This is a genomic window from Methylocella silvestris (assembly GCF_002891535.1).
GTDB lineage: Bacteria > Pseudomonadota > Alphaproteobacteria > Rhizobiales > Beijerinckiaceae > Methylocapsa > Methylocapsa silvestris_A.
In genome coordinates this window covers 22,502-40,575 of record NZ_PDZR01000031.1, presented here as the reverse complement: position 1 = coordinate 40,575, position 18,074 = coordinate 22,502, and the positions used below count along the sequence as shown (strand labels likewise).

General features: G+C 63.3%; 17 protein-coding genes and 1 tRNA gene. 5 read left to right on the top strand and 13 right to left on the bottom strand.

All coding sequences use genetic code 11. The annotated features are described in order from the left end of the window. Positions 1–20 precede the first annotated feature (20 nt). From CR492_RS18580 to fabA, 8 genes are all read right to left on the bottom strand, one after another. A complete protein-coding gene (locus tag CR492_RS18580; RefSeq protein WP_180982617.1) occupies positions 21–1,676 on the bottom strand; it encodes a DNA primase family protein in 1,656 nt (551 codons plus the stop codon). Positions 1,677–2,037: 361 nt separating this feature from the next. Then, positions 2,038–2,382 carry a helix-turn-helix domain-containing protein gene (locus CR492_RS18575; RefSeq protein ID WP_102845216.1) on the bottom strand — a complete coding sequence of 115 codons (345 nt, stop codon included), beginning with the start codon at positions 2,380–2,382 and terminating at the stop codon, positions 2,038–2,040. Positions 2,383–2,482: 100 nt separating this feature from the next. Then, a complete protein-coding gene (locus tag CR492_RS18570; protein WP_102845215.1) occupies positions 2,483–3,010 on the bottom strand; it encodes a hypothetical protein in 528 nt (175 codons plus the stop codon). A gap of 63 nt (positions 3,011–3,073) precedes the next feature. Further along, entirely contained in the window at positions 3,074–4,288 is a 1,215-nt protein-coding gene (locus CR492_RS18565; protein WP_102845214.1) for a tyrosine-type recombinase/integrase, read from the bottom strand. A gap of 156 nt (positions 4,289–4,444) precedes the next feature. Next, positions 4,445–4,534, bottom strand: a tRNA-Ser gene (locus CR492_RS18560). A 179-nt stretch (positions 4,535–4,713) separates the two neighbouring features. Next, entirely contained in the window at positions 4,714–5,502 is a 789-nt protein-coding gene (gene fabI / locus CR492_RS18555) for an enoyl-ACP reductase FabI (RefSeq protein WP_180982616.1), read from the bottom strand. 37 nt (positions 5,503–5,539) lie between these two features. Then, complete coding sequence (gene fabB / locus CR492_RS18550; RefSeq protein WP_102845212.1) at positions 5,540–6,763, bottom strand: beta-ketoacyl-ACP synthase I; 1,224 nt, start codon at positions 6,761–6,763, stop codon at positions 5,540–5,542. Between the two features lie 151 nt (positions 6,764–6,914). Beyond that, positions 6,915–7,433 (bottom strand): bifunctional 3-hydroxydecanoyl-ACP dehydratase/trans-2-decenoyl-ACP isomerase, encoded by a 519-nt coding sequence (fabA, locus tag CR492_RS18545; RefSeq protein WP_102845211.1) that lies wholly within the window; start codon positions 7,431–7,433, stop codon positions 6,915–6,917. Positions 7,434–7,685: 252 nt separating this feature from the next. Between fabA and CR492_RS18540 the strand changes: the two genes are divergently transcribed. Both CR492_RS18540 and CR492_RS18535 read left to right on the top strand, forming a co-directional pair. Continuing rightward, positions 7,686–8,681, top strand: a complete 996-nt coding sequence (locus CR492_RS18540; RefSeq protein ID WP_102845210.1) for a Tim44 domain-containing protein — start codon at positions 7,686–7,688, stop codon at positions 8,679–8,681. 224 nt (positions 8,682–8,905) lie between these two features. Beyond that, entirely contained in the window at positions 8,906–9,520 is a 615-nt protein-coding gene (locus CR492_RS18535) for an HAD family hydrolase (protein ID WP_102845209.1), read from the top strand. 103 nt (positions 9,521–9,623) lie between these two features. Here the strand turns inward: CR492_RS18535 and CR492_RS18530 are convergent, their stop codons facing one another. From CR492_RS18530 to CR492_RS18515, 4 genes are all read right to left on the bottom strand, one after another. Beyond that, positions 9,624–9,983, bottom strand: a complete 360-nt coding sequence (locus CR492_RS18530) for a HesB/IscA family protein (RefSeq protein ID WP_102845222.1) — start codon at positions 9,981–9,983, stop codon at positions 9,624–9,626. A gap of 145 nt (positions 9,984–10,128) precedes the next feature. Next, positions 10,129–10,434, bottom strand: a complete 306-nt coding sequence (locus tag CR492_RS18525; RefSeq protein WP_102845208.1) for a hypothetical protein — start codon at positions 10,432–10,434, stop codon at positions 10,129–10,131. Position 10,435: 1 nt separating this feature from the next. After that, entirely contained in the window at positions 10,436–13,966 is a 3,531-nt protein-coding gene (mfd, locus tag CR492_RS18520; RefSeq protein ID WP_102845207.1) for a transcription-repair coupling factor, read from the bottom strand. Between the two features lie 45 nt (positions 13,967–14,011). Then, complete coding sequence (locus tag CR492_RS18515; protein WP_102845206.1) at positions 14,012–14,308, bottom strand: succinate dehydrogenase assembly factor 2; 297 nt, start codon at positions 14,306–14,308, stop codon at positions 14,012–14,014. A gap of 164 nt (positions 14,309–14,472) precedes the next feature. Between CR492_RS18515 and CR492_RS18510 the strand changes: the two genes are divergently transcribed. The 3 genes from CR492_RS18510 to CR492_RS18500 are packed head-to-tail and all read left to right on the top strand — an operon-like array spanning position 14,473 to position 16,298. Continuing rightward, positions 14,473–14,829 carry an ArsR/SmtB family transcription factor gene (locus CR492_RS18510; protein WP_102845205.1) on the top strand — a complete coding sequence of 119 codons (357 nt, stop codon included), beginning with the start codon at positions 14,473–14,475 and terminating at the stop codon, positions 14,827–14,829. Further along, entirely contained in the window at positions 14,813–15,781 is a 969-nt protein-coding gene (locus CR492_RS18505; RefSeq protein WP_102845204.1) for an SRPBCC family protein, read from the top strand. The genes CR492_RS18510 and CR492_RS18505 overlap by 17 nt, the downstream gene beginning before the upstream one ends. 37 nt (positions 15,782–15,818) lie before the next feature. After that, the gene (locus CR492_RS18500) at positions 15,819–16,298 is read left to right on the top strand and encodes a VOC family protein (RefSeq protein ID WP_102845203.1); all 480 of its coding nucleotides are present in this window, start codon (positions 15,819–15,821) and stop codon (positions 16,296–16,298) included. Positions 16,299–16,440: 142 nt separating this feature from the next. Here CR492_RS18500 and CR492_RS18495 read toward each other — a convergent pair whose 3' ends face one another. After that, on the bottom strand, positions 16,441–18,063 hold the full coding sequence (locus CR492_RS18495; protein WP_102845221.1) for an ABC-F family ATP-binding cassette domain-containing protein: 1,623 nt from the start codon (positions 18,061–18,063) through the stop codon (positions 16,441–16,443). Positions 18,064–18,074 lie beyond the last annotated feature (11 nt).

Here is an 18,074-nt window from a genome sequence, read left to right as displayed (position 1 = left end):
GACGGGAGGATAGAGCGGCGCTAGCCGTCAAAACGCTGCCCTTCGCGCTCCAGCTCCTCGCCGCTCCACGCGTGGCCCGATTGATCGACAAAGTCGGTAACGCCTTTGGTAAGCTCGATATCGAGCCAATAAACGTTCACCGACTTCTTTGCGGCAAGTCCGCGCTCTTTCAGAGCCGCGCCAAGACCCTTAGCCGACCATACAGCCTCGCCGTTGGACTTCGCCCAGGCGGCGAACAGCGCGTGCATGTCTGTCGCCTGGACGCGTTTGCCGATTGCCTGCCGCGTGCAAGCCTCAAGAAATCGGCCGAGGGGATCGCTATCGGATCGATAATCCGCCGTCGCCGCCGCAACGCTACTCGGGATACGCAACCCGCCATCGAGCCATGCGCAGAGGCCGTCGAGCAGCCGGTTGAGAACTCCGGACGCTTCGCCGCGCAGCTTCTCTTCTAGCCTCGGATCGCGTTTGTCGGCGGGAAAATAGACGCCCCACGGCACGAGCACGAGGCGGTTCCAAATGCCTTCGTCGGCGCCCGTGATGCGCGGGCGATAATTGCCTTGCATCGTCAATTTTGCTTGCGGCGTGAAGGCAAAAAACCCCTTGTTGAGATGACGCGCCTTGATCACGTCGCCGCCGGAAAAAAGCTTGATCAGGCCTTCGTCCAAGGTCGCGCCTTTTTTCGGCTCCGACGTCGTCAACATCCTGACCCCAGGCAAGCCGGCAAGATCCGGCGTCGCCTGTCCGCCAGCGCGCGCACGGCCGCTATCGAGAAAGCTCTCTATCGGAATAGAGTCGGCGTAATCGCCGGCGACGAAAGAAATCGTTTTGACCCAAACCGATTTGCCGTTGCGACCTTTGCCGTAATGGAAGGTGATTTTCTGTTCGGTGGTATCGCCGGTGAGGGAAAGACCAGCCCATTGATTGAGAAAAATCTGCACGTCGCGGCCGCCCGCCGCATCTGGCGGCTGCACCTCGTCAAGAAACCGATCGTAACGAGGGCAGACGGCATCCGCGTCATATGCCACGGGCGAAATCTTGGTAATGTAGTCTGCCGGATCATGCGGCTTGAGAACGACGTAAGGTCCATCGTCGCACTTGGCGATATGAAGTGTTCCGTTGGCGACGCTGATTTTCATCTTGTCCGCGTCAAGGTCACCAACCTGAATCGAGAGCATGGAATCGGCGCGCTTTGAAATCGAAGCCATCCGGTTAGCGCCTTCCGAGGTCCGCCCCCAAACTGCGATCTTGTCCGACAACAGGGTTTCTTTACCCTTCGCGTCGATAAAGACGACGTCATGGCCCGATTGACGCAAGGCTACAGCCTCGTCCTGGATCGCGCGCACCGTCACATGTTCGGCGCGTTTCACAACCTCTTCGGCGCCGTCGCGCGCCCATCGCTTGCCGTTCCAATAAAGCCAGCCAATGTCCGGGCAATATCGCAATTCGTCTTTGTGTCGCGCCGCAAATCGTTCGGCGTTGCCAAGATCGGTCAACGGAAAGTGCGCGAGACGAAGATCGATGCCCTCGGCGTCCGCTCCACGGCCGTGGCCGCCATTACCTCCGTCTGTCGGTTCGCGGGGCGGCTCGTGAGGAGGCAGGTTGCCTACACTGCTTTTCCGCACTGAGCCGCCGCCCTCCGGGAATGCAAGCACCTCGGCGGTTCGCAGTGTCTCCATGATCGCCGCTACGCCGACGCTCAGATTGCGGCTACCCACGATAATTTCGGCATTTTCCACGGCCGCGATGATAAGCCCGTCGCCTGGCATTGCGCCGATTTCTGGTTCCGTGCGTCCCGCGTCGGAACCGGTTTCTGAGATTGACTTGGGGTCTTCCCGCGGGCCGCGGGGAGAAGCGAGCAACTCCGCGCCTGCGACGAATTCGTCGCCGTCGAGTGGAGGCGCGCCATCACGGCTCACGCGTCAACCGATCGAGCTCCGCGCGCGCCAGGATGGTCTGCGCTTTTCCTAAACCCCGATCTGACGGCGGCTCTTGCGCCAGGCTGGTGGGCGCGCAGGGGAGCGTCGATTTGTTTGGCAACTACCCGACCTTCCCTTGAAGCGAGTTCAAAAAGCGGGTGATCTCGATCGCGCTAAAGAGCGTTCTTTTGCCGATGTATATCGGGAATAATTCGCCGGCGGCGATGAGCCGGTAGAGCGTGTTCCGGCCGATCGACAAAAGCTTGAGCGTTTCGACAACGCTGTATGTCGGATTTTTGAGACCATAATCTTCCGGGCTGCTTGTGGAGAAGCGAGCCGTAAGCTCGGGCGCTTTTTGCAAAGGGAGCAATTGAGGATCGACGCATTTTTCCTGTCGTCGGTCCGAGGAAATCCCGGCCCGGATGGACTTCCCACGCATTTTGTAGCTCCTTGCTTCGCTCAGCACCCCGCCGGCTGCGAAAATTGTGCGATCTCGAAAGCTCCGCTTTAGTCAAGATCGCAATACGAACACTCGATATGAGCGGTGCAAATGCGCCGTTTCTGATCTACTTTTGGGTCGCCGATCGCGGCCGGTCCGCCGCGCGGTAAAGCACGTCCACCCGACGAACGATCTCTACCAGCCAAATAACGGCCAGCCGCGTCGCCGGCTTTGTGTCGGGCGCTATTTCAAACTCTGTTAGTTCTGCCTTCTCGGATATGAGCTCGCCCACGCCCGCTTCGTCGGGCAAAAGCAAGGCGAAAGTCTCGATAGCGCCCTTGATCGCTATCGATGTCGACGGAGTGGCGCTTTCGCCTGTAGCCCGGTTTTCGATGTACCACGGAGGCAGCGTGCCGGCGGACTCTGCTCTGATCCATTGTTCTGCAATTGCTGACGCAACAGAGGGCAAATGCCCAATGTCAACCAGCGCGCGAAGGAAGGCTATCTCCAGCGCATTCTCTCGCGTGAAATTTCTCGCAACTCCAGGACGGGCCGCCGGAAGTTCGGTGGTCAGATGATTGCGGCGGATTAGGTTGTTGACGAAATCGTAGTCGCACCCAGCGGCGGCGGCTACGTCTTCCAAGATCGGGGCCATGAAATATCCTCTGTCGATGACAGAGAATACGCCGGCTTTTGGCCGTCTGTCAATGACAGATAGTTATGGCCGACAATTGGGGACGCGCAAAAAAGCGGCCCAATCCTCCATAAGGGGGCGCCGCCTCTCAAGCGCATCGCCGCGACGATATGCGAGCTCGGTTGCGTCGCCGACCACATGCGCGAGCGCAGCCTCGGCGATCTCGCGGGGATAGCTGGACAAATCACCGCTCCAGTCTCGAAAGCTGCTTCGAAAACCATGGGCGGTCACATGATCGGCCTTCATGCGGCGCAACAACATGACGAGTACATGGCTTGATAACGAACGCCTGAAATCTTGGCCGGGAAAAATGAAGTCGCCAGCTTTTGTCTTGGCAAGGTTTTCGAGGATCTCCAACGCCCTGCTAGAAAGCGGCACGCGATGCTCCCGGCCGCCTTTCATGCGCCGCGCCGGGATCGTCCAAATCTTCGCTGCAAGGTCGACCTCGCTCCACGCCGCGCTGAGAACCTCGCTTGAGCGCGCGGCCGTCAGGATCAAAAATTCGAGCGCCAGTGCAGCGACAGCGGGGCGCTTTCGAAGGCGCGCAACGAACGCGGGCAGCTCACCGTAAGGCATTGCGGCGTGATGGCCGCGGTAAAGCTTCTTGGGGGCGGGGAGCAGCTTGTCGAGGTGGCCTTTCCATCGGGCCGGGTTCGGCCGATCGGCTCCGGAATGGCCCGCCACGCGCGCGGCGTCGAGCACGGCCTCGATACGGCCGCGCAGCCGCGATGCGGTTTCAGGCTTTGCTTGCCATACGGGTTGCAGGGCGGCGAGAACGGCCTGCGTATCGACCTCCTCGACGGGCATATTCCAAAGGGAGGCCGCATAGGTTTCGAGGGTCATGCGCCATTGCGCGCGATGTTTGGCGTTGCGGCAGCCGGCCTCTTTGGCAGCCAGGAGGCTGTCAGCGACATGGCCGAATGTGCGCCGAGCTTGTTCCGCTTCGACGATTGCTTGTCGGGCCTCCCGCTCGGCCTGCTTGGCCGCGAGCGGATCAATCCCGTCGGCGAGCATTTGGCGCAACTCTCCGGCTTTAACCCGCGCCTTTGCGAGCGGCATGCTGGCGACCGAGCCGAGCCCGGCTTCCCTTTGCCGGCCGCCCTGGACACACATGAAAGTCCAACGTTTCGAGCCGCTGCGTTCGATTCTTAGATAGAGATTTCCGCCATCGGCATGACGGCCGGGTTTGGTTAGGGTCGCGACGGTGCGCGCGGATAACCTGTTGACCTTATTAACCACCGGTTTTTGTCCGCCGTACCTCTCTGTCCTAGTCGCCTATCCTAGTCGCTGACGGTGCTTGAGGCAAATAATGAGAAACGTGATAAAACGGCATATCCGTCAACTCATTGATGTTATGGAGTTTCGGACAACGGGGGACGGTCAAAAACAGGTAGCTGGCGGAGAGGGAGGGATTTGAACCCCCGATAGGCTTGCGCCTATGCCGCATTTCGAGTGCGGTGCATTCGACCACTCTGCCACCTCTCCGTGGGTCGGCGCTGGCGTCCGCAGGACGCCGCGTGATGCTTGGCGAGGACTGCGCTTTACAGCAGGTCGCCCTTAGCGTGGCCATGGGCGCAATAGCATGGCGCTTGCCCCCTTACAAGCGCCCGCGGCGGACTTGCAAAGCGCCCTCGGCAGGCGCGCCCCGCGGCGGCGCGCGCCCGCTATTCGGTTCCTCTCATATCGTCGGGATGCGGCATCGAAATGATGTTGTAGCCGGCGTCGACGTAATGGATCTCGCCGGTGACGCCGCTCGACAGATCCGACAGCAGATAAAGCGCCGCGCCGCCGACGTCGTCGATGTCGACGGTCCGGCGCAGCGGCGCATGCGCCTTCTGGAAATTGAACATGAAGCGCGCGTCGGCGATGCCCGCCCCCGCCAGCGTTCGCACCGGCCCGGCCGAAATGGCGTTGACCCGCACGCCTTGTGGCCCGAAATCGGCGGCGAGATAGCGCACGCTCGCCTCAAGCGCGGCCTTGGCCACCCCCATCACATTGTAGTTGGGCATGACCCGCGCGGAGCCGCCGAATGTCAGTGTGAGCATCGCGCCGCCAGCGTTCATCAGCGGCGCGGCGCGCGCCGCCGCCTCCGTGAAGGAGAAGGCCGAAACCAGCATGGTGCGCTGGAAATTGGCGCGGCTGGTGTCGGCATAGCGCCCCTTCAGCTCCCCCTTGTCCGAGAAAGCGATGCAATGGATGAGGAAATCAAGTCCGCCCCAAAGCTCCTTCACGGCGGCGAAAACCGCATCGAGCGAGGCGAGGTCCTCGACGTCGCAGGGCAGCACGAGGCTGGAGCCAAGCCCCGCCGCCAGCGGTTTGACGCGTTTTCCGAGCGCTTCGCCCTGATAGGTGAAGGCAAGCTGCGCCCCTTGCGCGGCGAGGGCGCGGGCGGCGCCATAGGCGATCGAATGGTCATTGGCGACGCCCATGACGAGGCCGCGCTTGCCCGCCATCAGCGAGCCTTCAAACGACTTTCGTTCCGGCCCCGCTTCAGGCGTCGACATGCTTGAAAACGATGCTGGCGTTGGTGCCGCCAAAGCCGAAGGAGTTTGAAAGCACGGCGCGCAGCGAGACGTTGTCGCGGCGCTCGAGGACGATGTCCATGTCGGCGAAGACCGGATCGAGCTCGTCGATATTGGCGCTGGCGCAGATGAAGCCGCTTTGCATCATCAAGAGCGAATAGATCGCCTCCTGCACGCCGGTCGCGCCGAGCGAATGGCCCGTCAGGGACTTGGTGCCGGCAATCGGCGGCGATTTGTCGCCCGAGCCGAACACCGCGCGCAAGGCCTCGATCTCCTTGACGTCGCCAACGCCGGTCGAGGTCGCATGCGGATTGATATAGTCAATCGGAATTTTGACGTCCTGCAACGCCATCTTCATGCAGCGGACAGCGCCCTCCCCGGAGGGCGCCACCATATCGTAGCCGTCCGAGCTCAGGCCATAGCCGACGATTTCGCCGTAAATTTTCGCGCCACGCGCCTTGGCGCGCTCATATTCCTCAAGCACCAGAACCCCGGCGCCGCCGGCGATGACGAAGCCGTCGCGGTTCTTGTCGAACGCCCGCGAGGCCGCCTTCGGACGGTCGTTGTAGGCGGAGGACATCGCCCCCATGGCGTCGAAGAAGACGGAGAGCGTCCAGTCAAGCTCCTCGCAGCCGCCGGCGAACATCACGTCCTGCTTGCCATATTGAATCATTTCATAGGCGTTGCCGATGCAATGATTGGAGGTCGCGCAGGCCGACGAGATGGAATAATTGACGCCCCTGATCTTGAACCACGTTGCAAGGGTCGCGGAGGCGGTTGACGACATCGCCTTCGGCACGGCGAAGGGTCCAATCTTCTTCGGTCCCTTGGTGCGGGCGATATCGGCGCCTTCCACAATGGTTTTTAGCGAGGCGCCGCCCGAGCCCATGATGATGCCGGTCCGCTCGTTCGAGACATCGTCCTCGCCAAGCCCCGAATCAAGGATCGCCTGGTCCATGGCGACATGATTCCAGGCGCCGCCGCGGGCGAGAAAGCGCATTGCCCGGCGATCGATCATCCCCTCGGGCTCAAGCGTCGGCATGCCGTGGACCTGGCTTCGGAAGCCGAGCTCGGCATATTTTTCGGCGCGGACGATGCCGGATCTTCCCTCGCGCAGAGAGGCGAGCACTTCCTGCGTATTGTTGCCGATCGATGAGACAATGCCCATCCCGGTGACGACGACGCGTCTCATAGCGTTACTCCTGGCTGTCCCTGACGCGTGGTCCGCCCCGGGCGCAGCGCTCAAATCCTGCCGTTTCCAAATCGAATCGTGAGCCGGAACTCAGATTCTTCGGCAAAGAACCTCGATAATGGCGTGGCTCACCTCGCCCTAACTGCGGCCCTTACCCCGCGGCCGGCGCCGTGAACAAGCCGACCTTCAGATCCTTAGCTTCATATATGCGCACGCCGTCGGCTTCCAGCCACCCATCCGCAATGCCAAGGTTCAGTTTGGTCTTGAACACGCGCTTGAGGTCGACGCCATAGACGACCCGCTTGACCGTCGGCAACACCTGATCGGCGAATTTGACTTCGCCGACGCCGAGCGCCCGACCGCGGCCGGAAAGGTCAAGCCAGCCAAGATAGAAGCCGAGCAGCTGCCACAGCGCGTCAAGCCCGAGGCAGCCCGGCATCACCGGATCGCCCTTGAAATGACAGCCGAAAAACCAGAGATCGGGCTTGATCTCGTATTCGGCGCGGATAAACCCCTTGCCATTGGGGCCGCCCGTCTCCGACAATTCGGCGATGCGGTCAAACATCAGCATGGGCGGCAGCGGCAATTGCGGATTGCCGGGACCAAACAGTTCGCCTCGCGCGCAGGCGATCAGATCTTCGTATTCGAAGCTTTGACGCCGCTTGCTCATATCGTTCACGCCAGGTTTCTCCGTTCTGCGGCCAGCGGCATAGCCGCGAAAACGCGGCGTTCTAACACAGCCGTCCCTGAGCCGGAAGCGCCGGAGGCGGAAATCGGCGCCGGGACGCGCTGCGACGATGGAAATCCAGACTCGCGCCCGGTTGAGACTGCATCAAGACGCATCGCCTCTTCTTTTTGTCGCAACCGCTTCCTATATTTCGCGCGACGGCGGCCCATGCCGCCCGCCACCAGGACTGATGCAATGGCGATCCGCCACAAAACGTTCATTATGATTCTAGCGCTGATGCTCGCAGCGGGATTTTCCGCCGACGCCTTCGCGCGCGCCGGCAGCGGCGGCTCATTCGGGAGCCGTGGCTCGCGGACCTTCAGCGCGCCCCCTTCGACCTCGACCGCGCCGCGCGGGGCCTCCCCGTTCGAGCGCTCGATGACCCCCAATCAGGGCATGTTCCGGCCAAACAGCGGCGCCGCCGGCGCCTCGCGCGGCGGTCTTTTTTCCGGATTTGGCGGCGGTCTCCTCGGCGGCCTGCTCGGAGCCGGCCTGATCGGCATGCTGTTCGGGCACGGCTTTGGCGGCGGCCTTGGCGGCGGGATGTCGTTTATCGGGCTGCTGCTCCAGTTGGCGCTGCTGTTCTTCGTGGTCCGCTTCGCGATGAATTATTTTCGCAACCGCCGCCCGGCGATGCAGGGCGCGGGTTATGGCGGCGCGTCAAACGTGGGCGCGGGGCCGTTCGGCTCCAACCGCGATAATCAGGGCTTCGGCGGCCCGCAGCAGGGCTATGGCTCCGGGCCGACCGCCGGCGCTGCGCCGGGCGGCGGCCAATCGCCGCTTCAGATCCTGCCGGCCGATTTCAGCGCCTTCGAACAGCGGCTGTTCGACGTGCAGAAAGCCTATGGCGACGAGGACATGAACGCGCTGCGCGCGCAATCGACGCCCGAAATGGCCTCCTATTTCGCCGAAGAGCTTGGCGAAAACGCCCGCAAGGGCGTCGTCAACAAGCTCTCCAGGGTCGAATTTTTGCAGGGCGATCTGGCCGAGGCCTGGAGCGAGGCGAGCGGCGACTACGCCAGCGTCGCGATACGGTTCTCGATGATCGACCAGACGCTCGACCGCGCCACCGGAAGGCTCGTCGCCGGCGACCCATCGACGCCGCAGCAGGCGACCGAGATCTGGACGTTTACGCGACGCCGGGGCGGCGGCGCGCCGGACTGGAAGCTTTCGGGCATCCAGCAGGCGTAAGAGGCTGTCTTCGTCCCTGCCCTTTTCGGGCGGACGCGCAGTCTGCCCGAACCCTGAGAGCGTCTTTGATTGCCCCGTGAGGCGTCTAAGACGCCCTTTTTATGAAAAGGCTCTCGTTGCGGCCCCTGCCGTCCGCCTGAGGATGAGGAAAATCTTTATTGCAGCGGCCTCGAGGCAAGGCGGCTGTCTTCAAATCCGCACGTCTTGCGGCTAGGCTTCTTTCCATGCAGCCATCCGTTCCGACGATCATCTTCGACCTTGGCGGCGTTCTGATCCGCCACGACAATGAACTTTTGTTCGAGCGTCTCGCCGCCTGCTGCGTCGATCCCGTCGCGGCGCGGCCGCATATCACGCGGGCGCTCGACGATGAGGCGATCGGCACGGGCAAGCTCAGCGTCGAGGCGCTGCACGCAAAACTCGTCGCCGAGCACGGCTTCGCGCAGGCCTATCCGCATTTTCTGGATTTATGGAGCAGCCATTTCAGCGCCGAGCCCGGCATGGAGGCGCTGCTTTGCGCCCTCGCGGAGCGCTATCGCGTGGTCATTTTCTCAAACACCAACGCCGCGCATATCGACCATATCAAGGAAAAATATCCGGTCTTCGCGCGCGCACACGCCGCCTATGTGTCCTACGAGCTTGGCCTCGTCAAACCCTATGCCGAAGCGTTCCGCAAGGTGCTGGAGCTGGAGGGCCGCAAGCCGGAAGAGTGCATTTTTATCGATGACCGGGCCGAAAATACCGCCGCGGCCGAATCTCTCGGCATAAGGACGGTGACCTTTACCGACGATGCCGCGCTCAGAGCCGCAATTTCGGAATATGGCGTAGCGGTCGACGCGTGAGGCTTTGCCTCAACCTGCGCTGAGACACCCCTTCGACGCCGTGCGAGCGCGCCGATCGGCAAGACTAAGAGGAGGCACGTGGCGCCTCCGCTCGAAGCAACAATTACCCCTGCGCGGGCGTGATCGAAACCGATTCGCCGCAGCCGCAGGCTGAGGTCTGATTGGGGTTCTTGAAGGTAAAGCTCGCGGCGAATTTGTCCGTCTCGAAGTCGAGCTGGGTTCCGAGTAGAAACATGAGATCTTTCGGCGCGATTAGAATATTGACGCCCTGATCCTCGACAATTTCGTCCCCCGGCAGCTTTTCATCCGCCAGATCAAGCGTATAGGTCATGCCGGCGCAACCGCCATTCTTGATGCCGACCTTGATCCCGGCGACCGGCTTGCCGGCCCCCGCAATGAGGTCGCGCGCTCTGGCGGCGGCGGCTTCAGTCAGCGACAGAACCGCAAATTTCGGATGGGCCATGCATCTCTCCGGTTTGACTGGGCGCGTTTTGGCGTCGGCCAACCCTTATATAGACCGTTGCAGCGGCAATGTTTAGAGGCGCCCGCGCGACCGGGCGAAGCTCCCCGAAAAGTCGCCCGGAGTTTGAACCCATGCTCCGCGAATATCACTTTGTCGGCTCGTCCTTTGCCGCGCCGACGTCGCGGAACGCCTCAGGCTCGAAATCGGCGAAGTCGAGCGTCTCAACCTGCCGCAAGAGCGCGGTTTTGGCCTTGGCGCCGCTGAGCAGAAGCGTCTGCCCGCTCCAGCCGCTGACCGCGAGCGCCGCGCCCCGCAGCGCCGCCGCATAATTGCCGACTTCGGACAAGGTCTCCACGGCGCGCAAAAAATCCTGCCGATCCTGCTCGTCGGCCGGCTCATTGTCGTCCAGCCAGCCAGCGATGTCGGTTGTCGTCGCGACAGACGCCTTCACCTTACGCCGCCTTCTTCGCCGCGATGGCGGCGAGCGCGCGCATGATTTTGCGCGTTCCTTCGAGCCTATCCTCGATCCGCTCGAATTCGCGCGAGAAAACGATTTTCATGTCCGGCCTGACCTTGGCGTAAGGGCCCTGTTCCGACACATAGCGCACGAGCCCCTGCGGATCGGCGAAGGAATTATCGCGGAAGGAGACGATCACCCCCTTCGGCCCCGCCTCCACTTTCTCGACATGGGCCTTGCGGCAGAGCGCCTTGATCGAGACGAGCTTCATCAATTGCGCAACCTCCGCGGGCAGCGGCCCGAAGCGGTCGATCATCTCGGCGGCGAAACTCTCGATTTCCTCGTCGGTCTCAAGGCCCGCGAGGCGGCGGTAGAGCTGCAGCCGCAATTGCAGATCGGCGACGTAATCTTCGGGGATCGTCACCGGCGCCCCGAGCGTGATCGCCGGCGACCAGGCCTCTTCCGCCGGCTCCTCGACGCCCGCCTTCAGCGCCTCCACCGCCTCCTGCAGCATTTGCTGGTAAAGTTCGTAGCCGACTTCCCTGATATGGCCGGACTGATCGTCGCCGAGCAGATTGCCGGCGCCGCGAATGTCGAGATCATGGCTCGCAAGCTCGAAGCCGGCGCCGAGCGTATCGAGGCTCGCCAGCACCTTCAGCCGCTTTTCCGCCTGCGGCGTCATCGCCCGCTCGGCCGGGACGGTGAACAGCGCATAGGCGCGCACCTTCGAGCGTCCGACCCGGCCGCGCAGCTGATAGAGCTGGGCTAGGCCGAACATATCGGCGCGATGCACGATCAGCGTATTGGCGGTCGGAATATCGAGGCCCGATTCGACAATCGCGGTCGACAGCAGCACGTCGAACTGGCCGTCATAGAAGGCCGACATCTTGTCTTCGAGCTCTGTCGCCGGCATCTGGCCGTGGGCGATGACGAATTTCACTTCCGGCACATGCTGGCGCAAGAAGCTTGCGGCATCCTCGATGTCCTCGATGCGCGGACAGACATAAAAGCTCTGGCCGCCGCGATAGCGCTCGCGCAGCAAGGCTTCGCGCACGAGCAGCGTATCGAACGGCGTGATGAAGGTGCGCACGGCGAGCCGGTCGACCGGCGGCGTCGCGATGATCGAAAGTTCGCGCACGCCCGTCAAGGCGAGCTGCAAGGTGCGCGGAATTGGCGTCGCCGACAGCGTCAGCACATGGACTTCGGCGCGCAGCTCTTTCAGGCGCTCCTTGTGCTTGACGCCGAAATGCTGCTCCTCGTCGATGATGACGAGGCCAAGATCCTTGTAGGCGACGCCCTTGCCGAGCGCGGCATGGGTGCCGACGATGATGTCGATATCGCCCGAGGCCGCTCCCGCCTTGGCCGACTTGAGGTCGGCGGCGGTGACCATGCGCGACATCTGCGCCACCTTGACCGGCAGATGCGCGAACCGGGTCGCGAAATTCCTGTAATGCTGGCGCGCCAGCAGCGTCGTCGGCACGATCACGGCGACCTGCTTGCCCTCGATCGCCGCGGCGAAGGCGGCGCGCAGCGCGACTTCCGTCTTGCCGAAGCCGACGTCGCCGCAGACCAGCCGGTCCATCGGCCGGCCCGACGCCATGTCTTGGAGGACGGCGTCGATCGTCGTCAGCTGATCTTCCGTCTCGTCATAGGGAAAGCCGGCGCAGAATTCGTCATAGAGATTTTCCGGCGGCGCGAGCTTGGCGGCCTCTTTGGTGAAACGCGCTGCGGCGATCTTGATGAGGCCCGCGGCCATTTCGAGGATGCGCTTGCGCATCTTCGCCTTGCGCTTCTGCCAGCCGCCGCCGCCGAGGCGGTCGAGCTGGACCTCGGTGTCCTCCGAGCCATAGCGCGACAAAAGTTCGAGGTTTTCGACCGGCAGGAACAGCTTCGCCCCTTCGGCGTAATGCAGCTCCAGACAGTCGTGCGGGGCGCCCCCGGCGTCGATCGACTGCAGCCCGACGAAGCGCCCGATGCCGTGATCGACATGAACGACGATGTCGCCGGCGGCGAGCGCGCCGACTTCACTCAGGAAATCCTTGGCCTTGCGCGATTTCTTGCGGGCGCGCACGAGGCGGTCGCCCAGAATGTCCTGCTCGCCGACGATGGCGAGATTTTCGCCGCCTGTCCTGGCCTCAAAGCCAGCCTCAAGCCCGATCACCGCCAGCGCGGCGGCGGTTTGCGGCAGGTCGCGCGCCTGCGCCAGCGAGGAGACAGTGGCCGCCCCGCTGAGCCCATGGTCGGCGAGCACATGGGCGAGCCGCTCGCGCGAGCCGTCGGACCAGGCGGCGACGATCACCCGCGCGCCGCCGGCCTGCAGCGCCTTGACGTGATCGACCGCCGCCTGAAAGACGTTGGCGCCCTCGTCGGCGCGCTCGGGGGCAAAACTGCGGCCCGGCTTCGAGCCGCAATCGACCACAAGGCCGCGGCTTCCTTCCGGCTCGGCGAAGGGGGTCGTTCGGATCACCCGGGCGAGGGCCAGCCGCTGCGCCCATTCCTCGCGCGAAAAATAAAGCAGCTCGGGCTTCAGCGGCTTGTAGCCGGCCTGCGCCGGGTCGGCGTCATAGGCGGTTTTGCGCGCGTCGTAATAATCCTCGATGAGGGCGATGCGCTCGCGCGCGGCCTCATCGGCCAGCGAATCGAGCACCAGGGGCGCGCGGCCGGCGTAATCCATCAGCGTATCGAGGCCGTCGTAAAACAGCGGCAGCCAATGTTCGTGCCCAGCCGGCCGGCGCCCCTCGCTGATCGCCTCATAGAGGGCGTCGCCGCGCGTCTGCGCGCCAAACCGCGCGACATAGGCCTGACGGAAGCGCCGCATCGCCTCGCTCGTCAGCTGCACCTCGCTCATCGGCACGAGGTCGAGGCCGCGCAGCGGAAACAGCGTGCGCTGCGATTCGGGATCGAAGGCCCGGATCGACTCCAGCGCGTCGCCGAAGAAATCGAGCCGGACCGGCTGCGCCATGCCCGGCGCGTAAAGATCGATGATGCCGCCGCGCACGGCATATTCGCCGGCTTCCCGCACCGTGGACGCGCGTATGAAACCGTTGGTTTCGAGCCAGAGGGTCAGCTCCGCCAGATCGACGACATTGCCAGGCGCGGCCGAAAAAGTGTCGGCCGCCATCTGTTTGACCGGCGGCACGCGCTGGATCAGAGCCTTGATCGTGGTCGAGAGAATGCGCGGGCGCTCGGCGCTGGACCGCGAGCGGGCGAGCCGCGACAAAACGATCATGCGGCGCGCCGTGACCGAGGCGTTCGGCGAGACGCGGTCATAGGGCTGGCAGTCCCAGCCGGGAAAATCGAGGATCTCGATATCGGGCGCGGCGAAGGCGAAGGCTTCCGCGAAGGAGGCCGCGCGCTGGCTGTCGCGCGCCACATGCACCAGCGCCAAAGCGCGCTCCTCCGATTCCCGCGCCAGCGCACGCGTCAAGTCAGCGACGCGGAAGGCGTCGAACCCGTCGGCGAGGGAGGAAAGGGTCAGCGAGCCGCCTTTTGCAAGCTCGGCGATGGCGCGTTTGAGGTCAGTCACAGAGATGATCGATTCAGGATTTTCCGCGTCGCTTGGCGGAGGGTGTCAGGTTCGCGCCGGGAAGAAGCCGCCATGAAACGCGATAATGCGGGCAAACAGCGGCGTGTCGAACTCGGGCGGCGTCGGCGTTTCCCCGGTCGCCCAGGCGAACACGTCGCGGTCGAGCGCCTCAAGCAGCGCGTCGAACACATCGCATTCGGCCTCGCCCAACCGGTCCACCTCGGCGTTGGCGAAACGGCCAAGCAGCAGATCGGTCTCCAGCATGCCGCGATGCCAGGCGCGGAACTTTATGCGCCGGCGTCGCGCCTCAAGGCTGATTGTCTCCGCTTCAGGGGCGGCCATGAAAAAACCTCCATAGCGATGCGAAGGCCGCGCCCGAGAGGCGCGTCCCTGTCCGCCATATAGACATTGAGGGGCCGGCTGTCAGGTTTTTTGCGCGGCGGTTGGTCCTGCCGAAAACTCACTAAGGGGATTGCCTAACTGTTTCCGCTCTGATAGTTAGGCATATGCTTAACCAAACGCCGGATCTCGACCGCCTGTTCCATGCCCTTGCCGACCCCGCCCGCCGCGCCATGTTCGAAAGGCTAAGCCGCGGCCCGGCCCCCGTCAGCGAACTGGCGCGCCCTCTGCCGATGTCGCTTCCGTCCGTCATGCAGCATATCGGCGTGCTGGAGGCCGCAGGTCTGGTGCGGTCGGAGAAGTTCGGCCGGGTGCGGACATGCTCGATCGAGCCCGGCGCGCTAAGCCTCGCCGAACAATGGATCAATGCCCGACGGCAGGAGTGGGAATGCCGTCTCGACCGCCTCGGCGAATATCTGAAAACCATGGAAAATGGAGAAGATGACAATGGCCGAGTCGACTGATGCGGACAACGCCGCAACCCAGCGGCAACTGCCGCCGCTCCTTGTATCGCGCGCCTTCCATGCCCGCCGCGAGACCGTGTTCAAGGCGTGGAGCACGGCCGAGCATGTGAAGAACTGGTTCAGCCCGGAAACCTACAGCGTCGCAGAGGCAAAGGTGGAGATGCGCGTCGGCGGCGCGTTCGAGGTCTGTATGCTTTCGCCGACCGGGGAGCGGCATTGGAGCCGCGGCGTCTTCGTAGAAGTGACTCCGCACAGCCGCCTCGTGATCGACATGCACGCCACAGATCTACAGGGGCGTCCGCTGTTTCGCGCCTACACCGAGGTCACATTCGCCGACGGTCAAGGCGAGACGCGGATGGATGTGGCGCAGACCTACACCTTCATTGATCCTTCGATGGCCGCGCCCATGGTCGCCGGCGCGTCAGAGGGCTGGCGCACGACGCTCGACAAGCTGGAACAGGAAGTGCTGCGCATGTCGGGCGCGGCCGGCGTGCAGACGCGTTCGGTCGTGCACGCCAGTTTCCATCTCGAGCGTCGCTATGATGCGCCGGTGGAACGGGTGTGGAGAGCGTTGACCGACGAGGCCGCCAAGCAGAAATGGTTCGGCGGTCCACCCGATGAATTGGATTTGATCGAACGCTACATGGATGTGCGGGAAGGCGGACGGGAGCTGGCGAAGGGGCGCTGGAAGAGCGGCGTGGTCTCCACTTTCGACGCCATCTATCACGACGTCGTCCTTCATCGGCGGCTGGTCTATAGCTATGTCATGTCTCTGGACGACAAGAAGATCTCTGTCTCGCTGGCGACCATGCAGCTCGAGAGCGTAGACAAAGGGACGCGACTCAAGGTCACCGAACAAGGCGCCTTTCTCGACGGCTATGACGACGCAGGATCCCGCGAGCATGGAACCGCGTTTCTGCTCGACAGGCTTGGCGCATCGCTGAGCGATTGAACTACCTGTACAACCGCAATCTGTAGGGAGAGCGACGATGAGCAAGATTGTCACCTGCCTGTGGTTCGACCATGGCGAGGCGCAGAAGGCCGCGGACTTTTACGCCGCCACCTTTCCCGACAGCCATGTCGGGCCAGCGCATAAAGCCGCGTCCGACTATCCTGGCGGTAAAGTGGGCGATGAGTTGACTGTTGAGTTCACCGTGCTCGGCCAGGCCTTTGTCGGGCTGAATGGCGGTCCGGGTTTTTCGCCAAACGAGGCGGTGAGCTTTCAGGTGATGACCGACGACCAGGCGGAAACCGACCGTTATTGGAATGCGATTGTCGAAAACGGCGGTCGTGAAAGCCAATGCGGCTGGTGCAAGGACCGTTGGGGATTTTCCTGGCAGATCGTGCCGCGAGTCCTGATCGCCGCGCTGGGCGACGCCGATCGCGCCGCCGCAAAGCGGGCGATGGAGGCCATGATGACCATGGGACGAATCGACATCGCCAAGATCGAGGCGGCGCGGGCGGGATAGGAAGCGGTCTCGCGCGCACTCCAACGACCAAGGCCTGCGCTCGGCGCGCATAGAAGCTCTGCCGTCCGGCCTGTCAGGTTTTTTTGCGCGCTTGACGCCGCCGCCTCGACCCATGAGGCAAAGCGGGCTTCCGGACGAGAGTTTAGCTCCGCAAGCCGGGGGCTTCCTGTCCGGTTCGCGCGACATATTCCGTATAGCCGCCGCCATATTGCTCGACGCCGTCGGGCGTCAGCTCCAACACGCGATTGGACAGGGCGGCGAGGAAATGCCGATCATGCGAGACAAAAAGCATGGCGCCCTCAAATTGCGACAGCGCGGCGATCAGCATGGCCTTCGTGTCGATATCGAGATGGTTCGTCGGCTCGTCGAGAACCAGGAAATTCGGCGGATCGAACAACATCTTGGCCATGACGAGCCGCGCCTTCTCCCCGCCCGAGAGCACGCGGCAGCGCTTCTCGACGTCATCGCCGGAAAAACCGAAGCAGCCCGCGAGCGCGCGCAGCGAGCCCTGTCCGGCGCGCGGGAACGCGGCCTCAAGATTTTCGAAAATGGTCGCCTCGCCGTCGAGGAGATCCATGGCGTGCTGCGCAAAATAGCCAAGCTTGACGGTCCCGCCCAGCGTCACCTTGCCCGCGTCCGGCTGTGTCGCATTGGTCACCAGCTTCAACAGCGTTGACTTGCCGGCGCCGTTTACGCCCATCACACACCAGCGCTCCTTGCGCCGTACGGAAAAATCGAGCGCTTCGTAGATGCTCCGGCCGCCGTAGCGCTTGTGCACCTTTTCAAGGCTCACGACATCTTCGCCAGACCGGGGCGCAGGCTGGAACTCGAACGCCACGCTCCGGCGCCGGCGCGGCGGCTCCACGCGCTCGATCTTGTCGAGTTTCTTCACCCGGCTCTGCACCTGAGCGGCGTGCGAGGCGCGCGCCTTGAAACGCTCGATGAACTTGATCTCCTTGGCGAGCATGGCCTGCTGACGCTCGAACTGCGCCTGCTGCTGCGTCTCGTTCAAGGCGCGCTGCTGCTCGTAGAACGCATAGTCGCCCGAATAGGCGGTCAGCGCGCCGCCGTCGATTTCCACCACTTTGCCGACGATGCGATTCATGAATTCGCGGTCGTGCGAGGTCATGAGAAGCGCTCCCTCAAAGGTTTTCAGGAAGGATTCGAGCCAGATCAAGCTTTCAAGATCGAGATGGTTGCTCGGCTCGTCGAGCAGCATCACGTCCGGATCCATGAGGAGGATGCGGGCCAGCGCGACCCGCATCCTCCAGCCGCCGGAAAGGGACGCGAGATCGCCGTCCATCATCTCCTCGCTGAAGCTGAGGCCGGCGAGAACCTCCCGGGCCCGGCCCTCAAGGGCATAGCCGTCGAGATCTTCGAACCGCGCCTGCGCCTCGCCATAGCGCTCGATCAGCGCCTCCATCTCATCCGCCCGCTCCGGGTCGCCAAGGCCTGCCTCGAGCTCCCTGAGCTCGGCGGCGACGGCGCTCACCGGGCCCGCGCCGTTCATCACCTCGCCGACCACGCTGCCGCCGGACATTTCACCCACATCCTGGCTGAAATAGCCGATGGCGACGCCGCGATCGGTGGAGATCTGGCCTTCGTCCGGCTGTTCCTCCCCGGTGATCATCCGAAACAGCGTCGTCTTGCCCGCGCCGTTCGGACCGACGAGGCCGATCTTCTCGCCGCGCTGGAGGGAAGCGGACGCTTCGATGAAGAGGAGCTGCCTGCCGTTCTGCTTGCTGATTTTTTCGAGGCGTATCATGGGTCCGACGG

Excerpts from the sequence above, each read along its gene's own strand:
- CR492_RS18535 (WP_102845209.1), top strand. The coding sequence starts at position 8,906 with ATGCAGCCATCCGTTCCGACGATCATCTTCGACCTTGGCGGCGTTCTG.
- CR492_RS18580 (WP_180982617.1), bottom strand. The coding sequence starts at position 1,676 with ATGGAGACACTGCGAACCGCCGAGGTGCTTGCATTCCCGGAGGGCGGC.
- CR492_RS18540 (WP_102845210.1), top strand. The coding sequence starts at position 7,686 with ATGGCGATCCGCCACAAAACGTTCATTATGATTCTAGCGCTGATGCTC.
- CR492_RS18495 (WP_102845221.1), bottom strand. The coding sequence starts at position 18,063 with ATGATACGCCTCGAAAAAATCAGCAAGCAGAACGGCAGGCAGCTCCTC.
- CR492_RS18510 (WP_102845205.1), top strand. The coding sequence starts at position 14,473 with ATGCTTAACCAAACGCCGGATCTCGACCGCCTGTTCCATGCCCTTGCC.
- CR492_RS18530 (WP_102845222.1), bottom strand. The coding sequence starts at position 9,983 with ATGGCCCATCCGAAATTTGCGGTTCTGTCGCTGACTGAAGCCGCCGCC.
- fabI (WP_180982616.1), bottom strand. The coding sequence starts at position 5,502 with ATGGCGGGCAAGCGCGGCCTCGTCATGGGCGTCGCCAATGACCATTCG.
- fabB (WP_102845212.1), bottom strand. The coding sequence starts at position 6,763 with ATGAGACGCGTCGTCGTCACCGGGATGGGCATTGTCTCATCGATCGGC.
- CR492_RS18515 (WP_102845206.1), bottom strand. The coding sequence starts at position 14,308 with ATGGCCGCCCCTGAAGCGGAGACAATCAGCCTTGAGGCGCGACGCCGG.
- CR492_RS18505 (WP_102845204.1), top strand. The coding sequence starts at position 14,813 with ATGGCCGAGTCGACTGATGCGGACAACGCCGCAACCCAGCGGCAACTG.
- CR492_RS18500 (WP_102845203.1), top strand. The coding sequence starts at position 15,819 with ATGAGCAAGATTGTCACCTGCCTGTGGTTCGACCATGGCGAGGCGCAG.
- fabA (WP_102845211.1), bottom strand. The coding sequence starts at position 7,433 with ATGAGCAAGCGGCGTCAAAGCTTCGAATACGAAGATCTGATCGCCTGC.
- CR492_RS18570 (WP_102845215.1), bottom strand. The coding sequence starts at position 3,010 with ATGGCCCCGATCTTGGAAGACGTAGCCGCCGCCGCTGGGTGCGACTAC.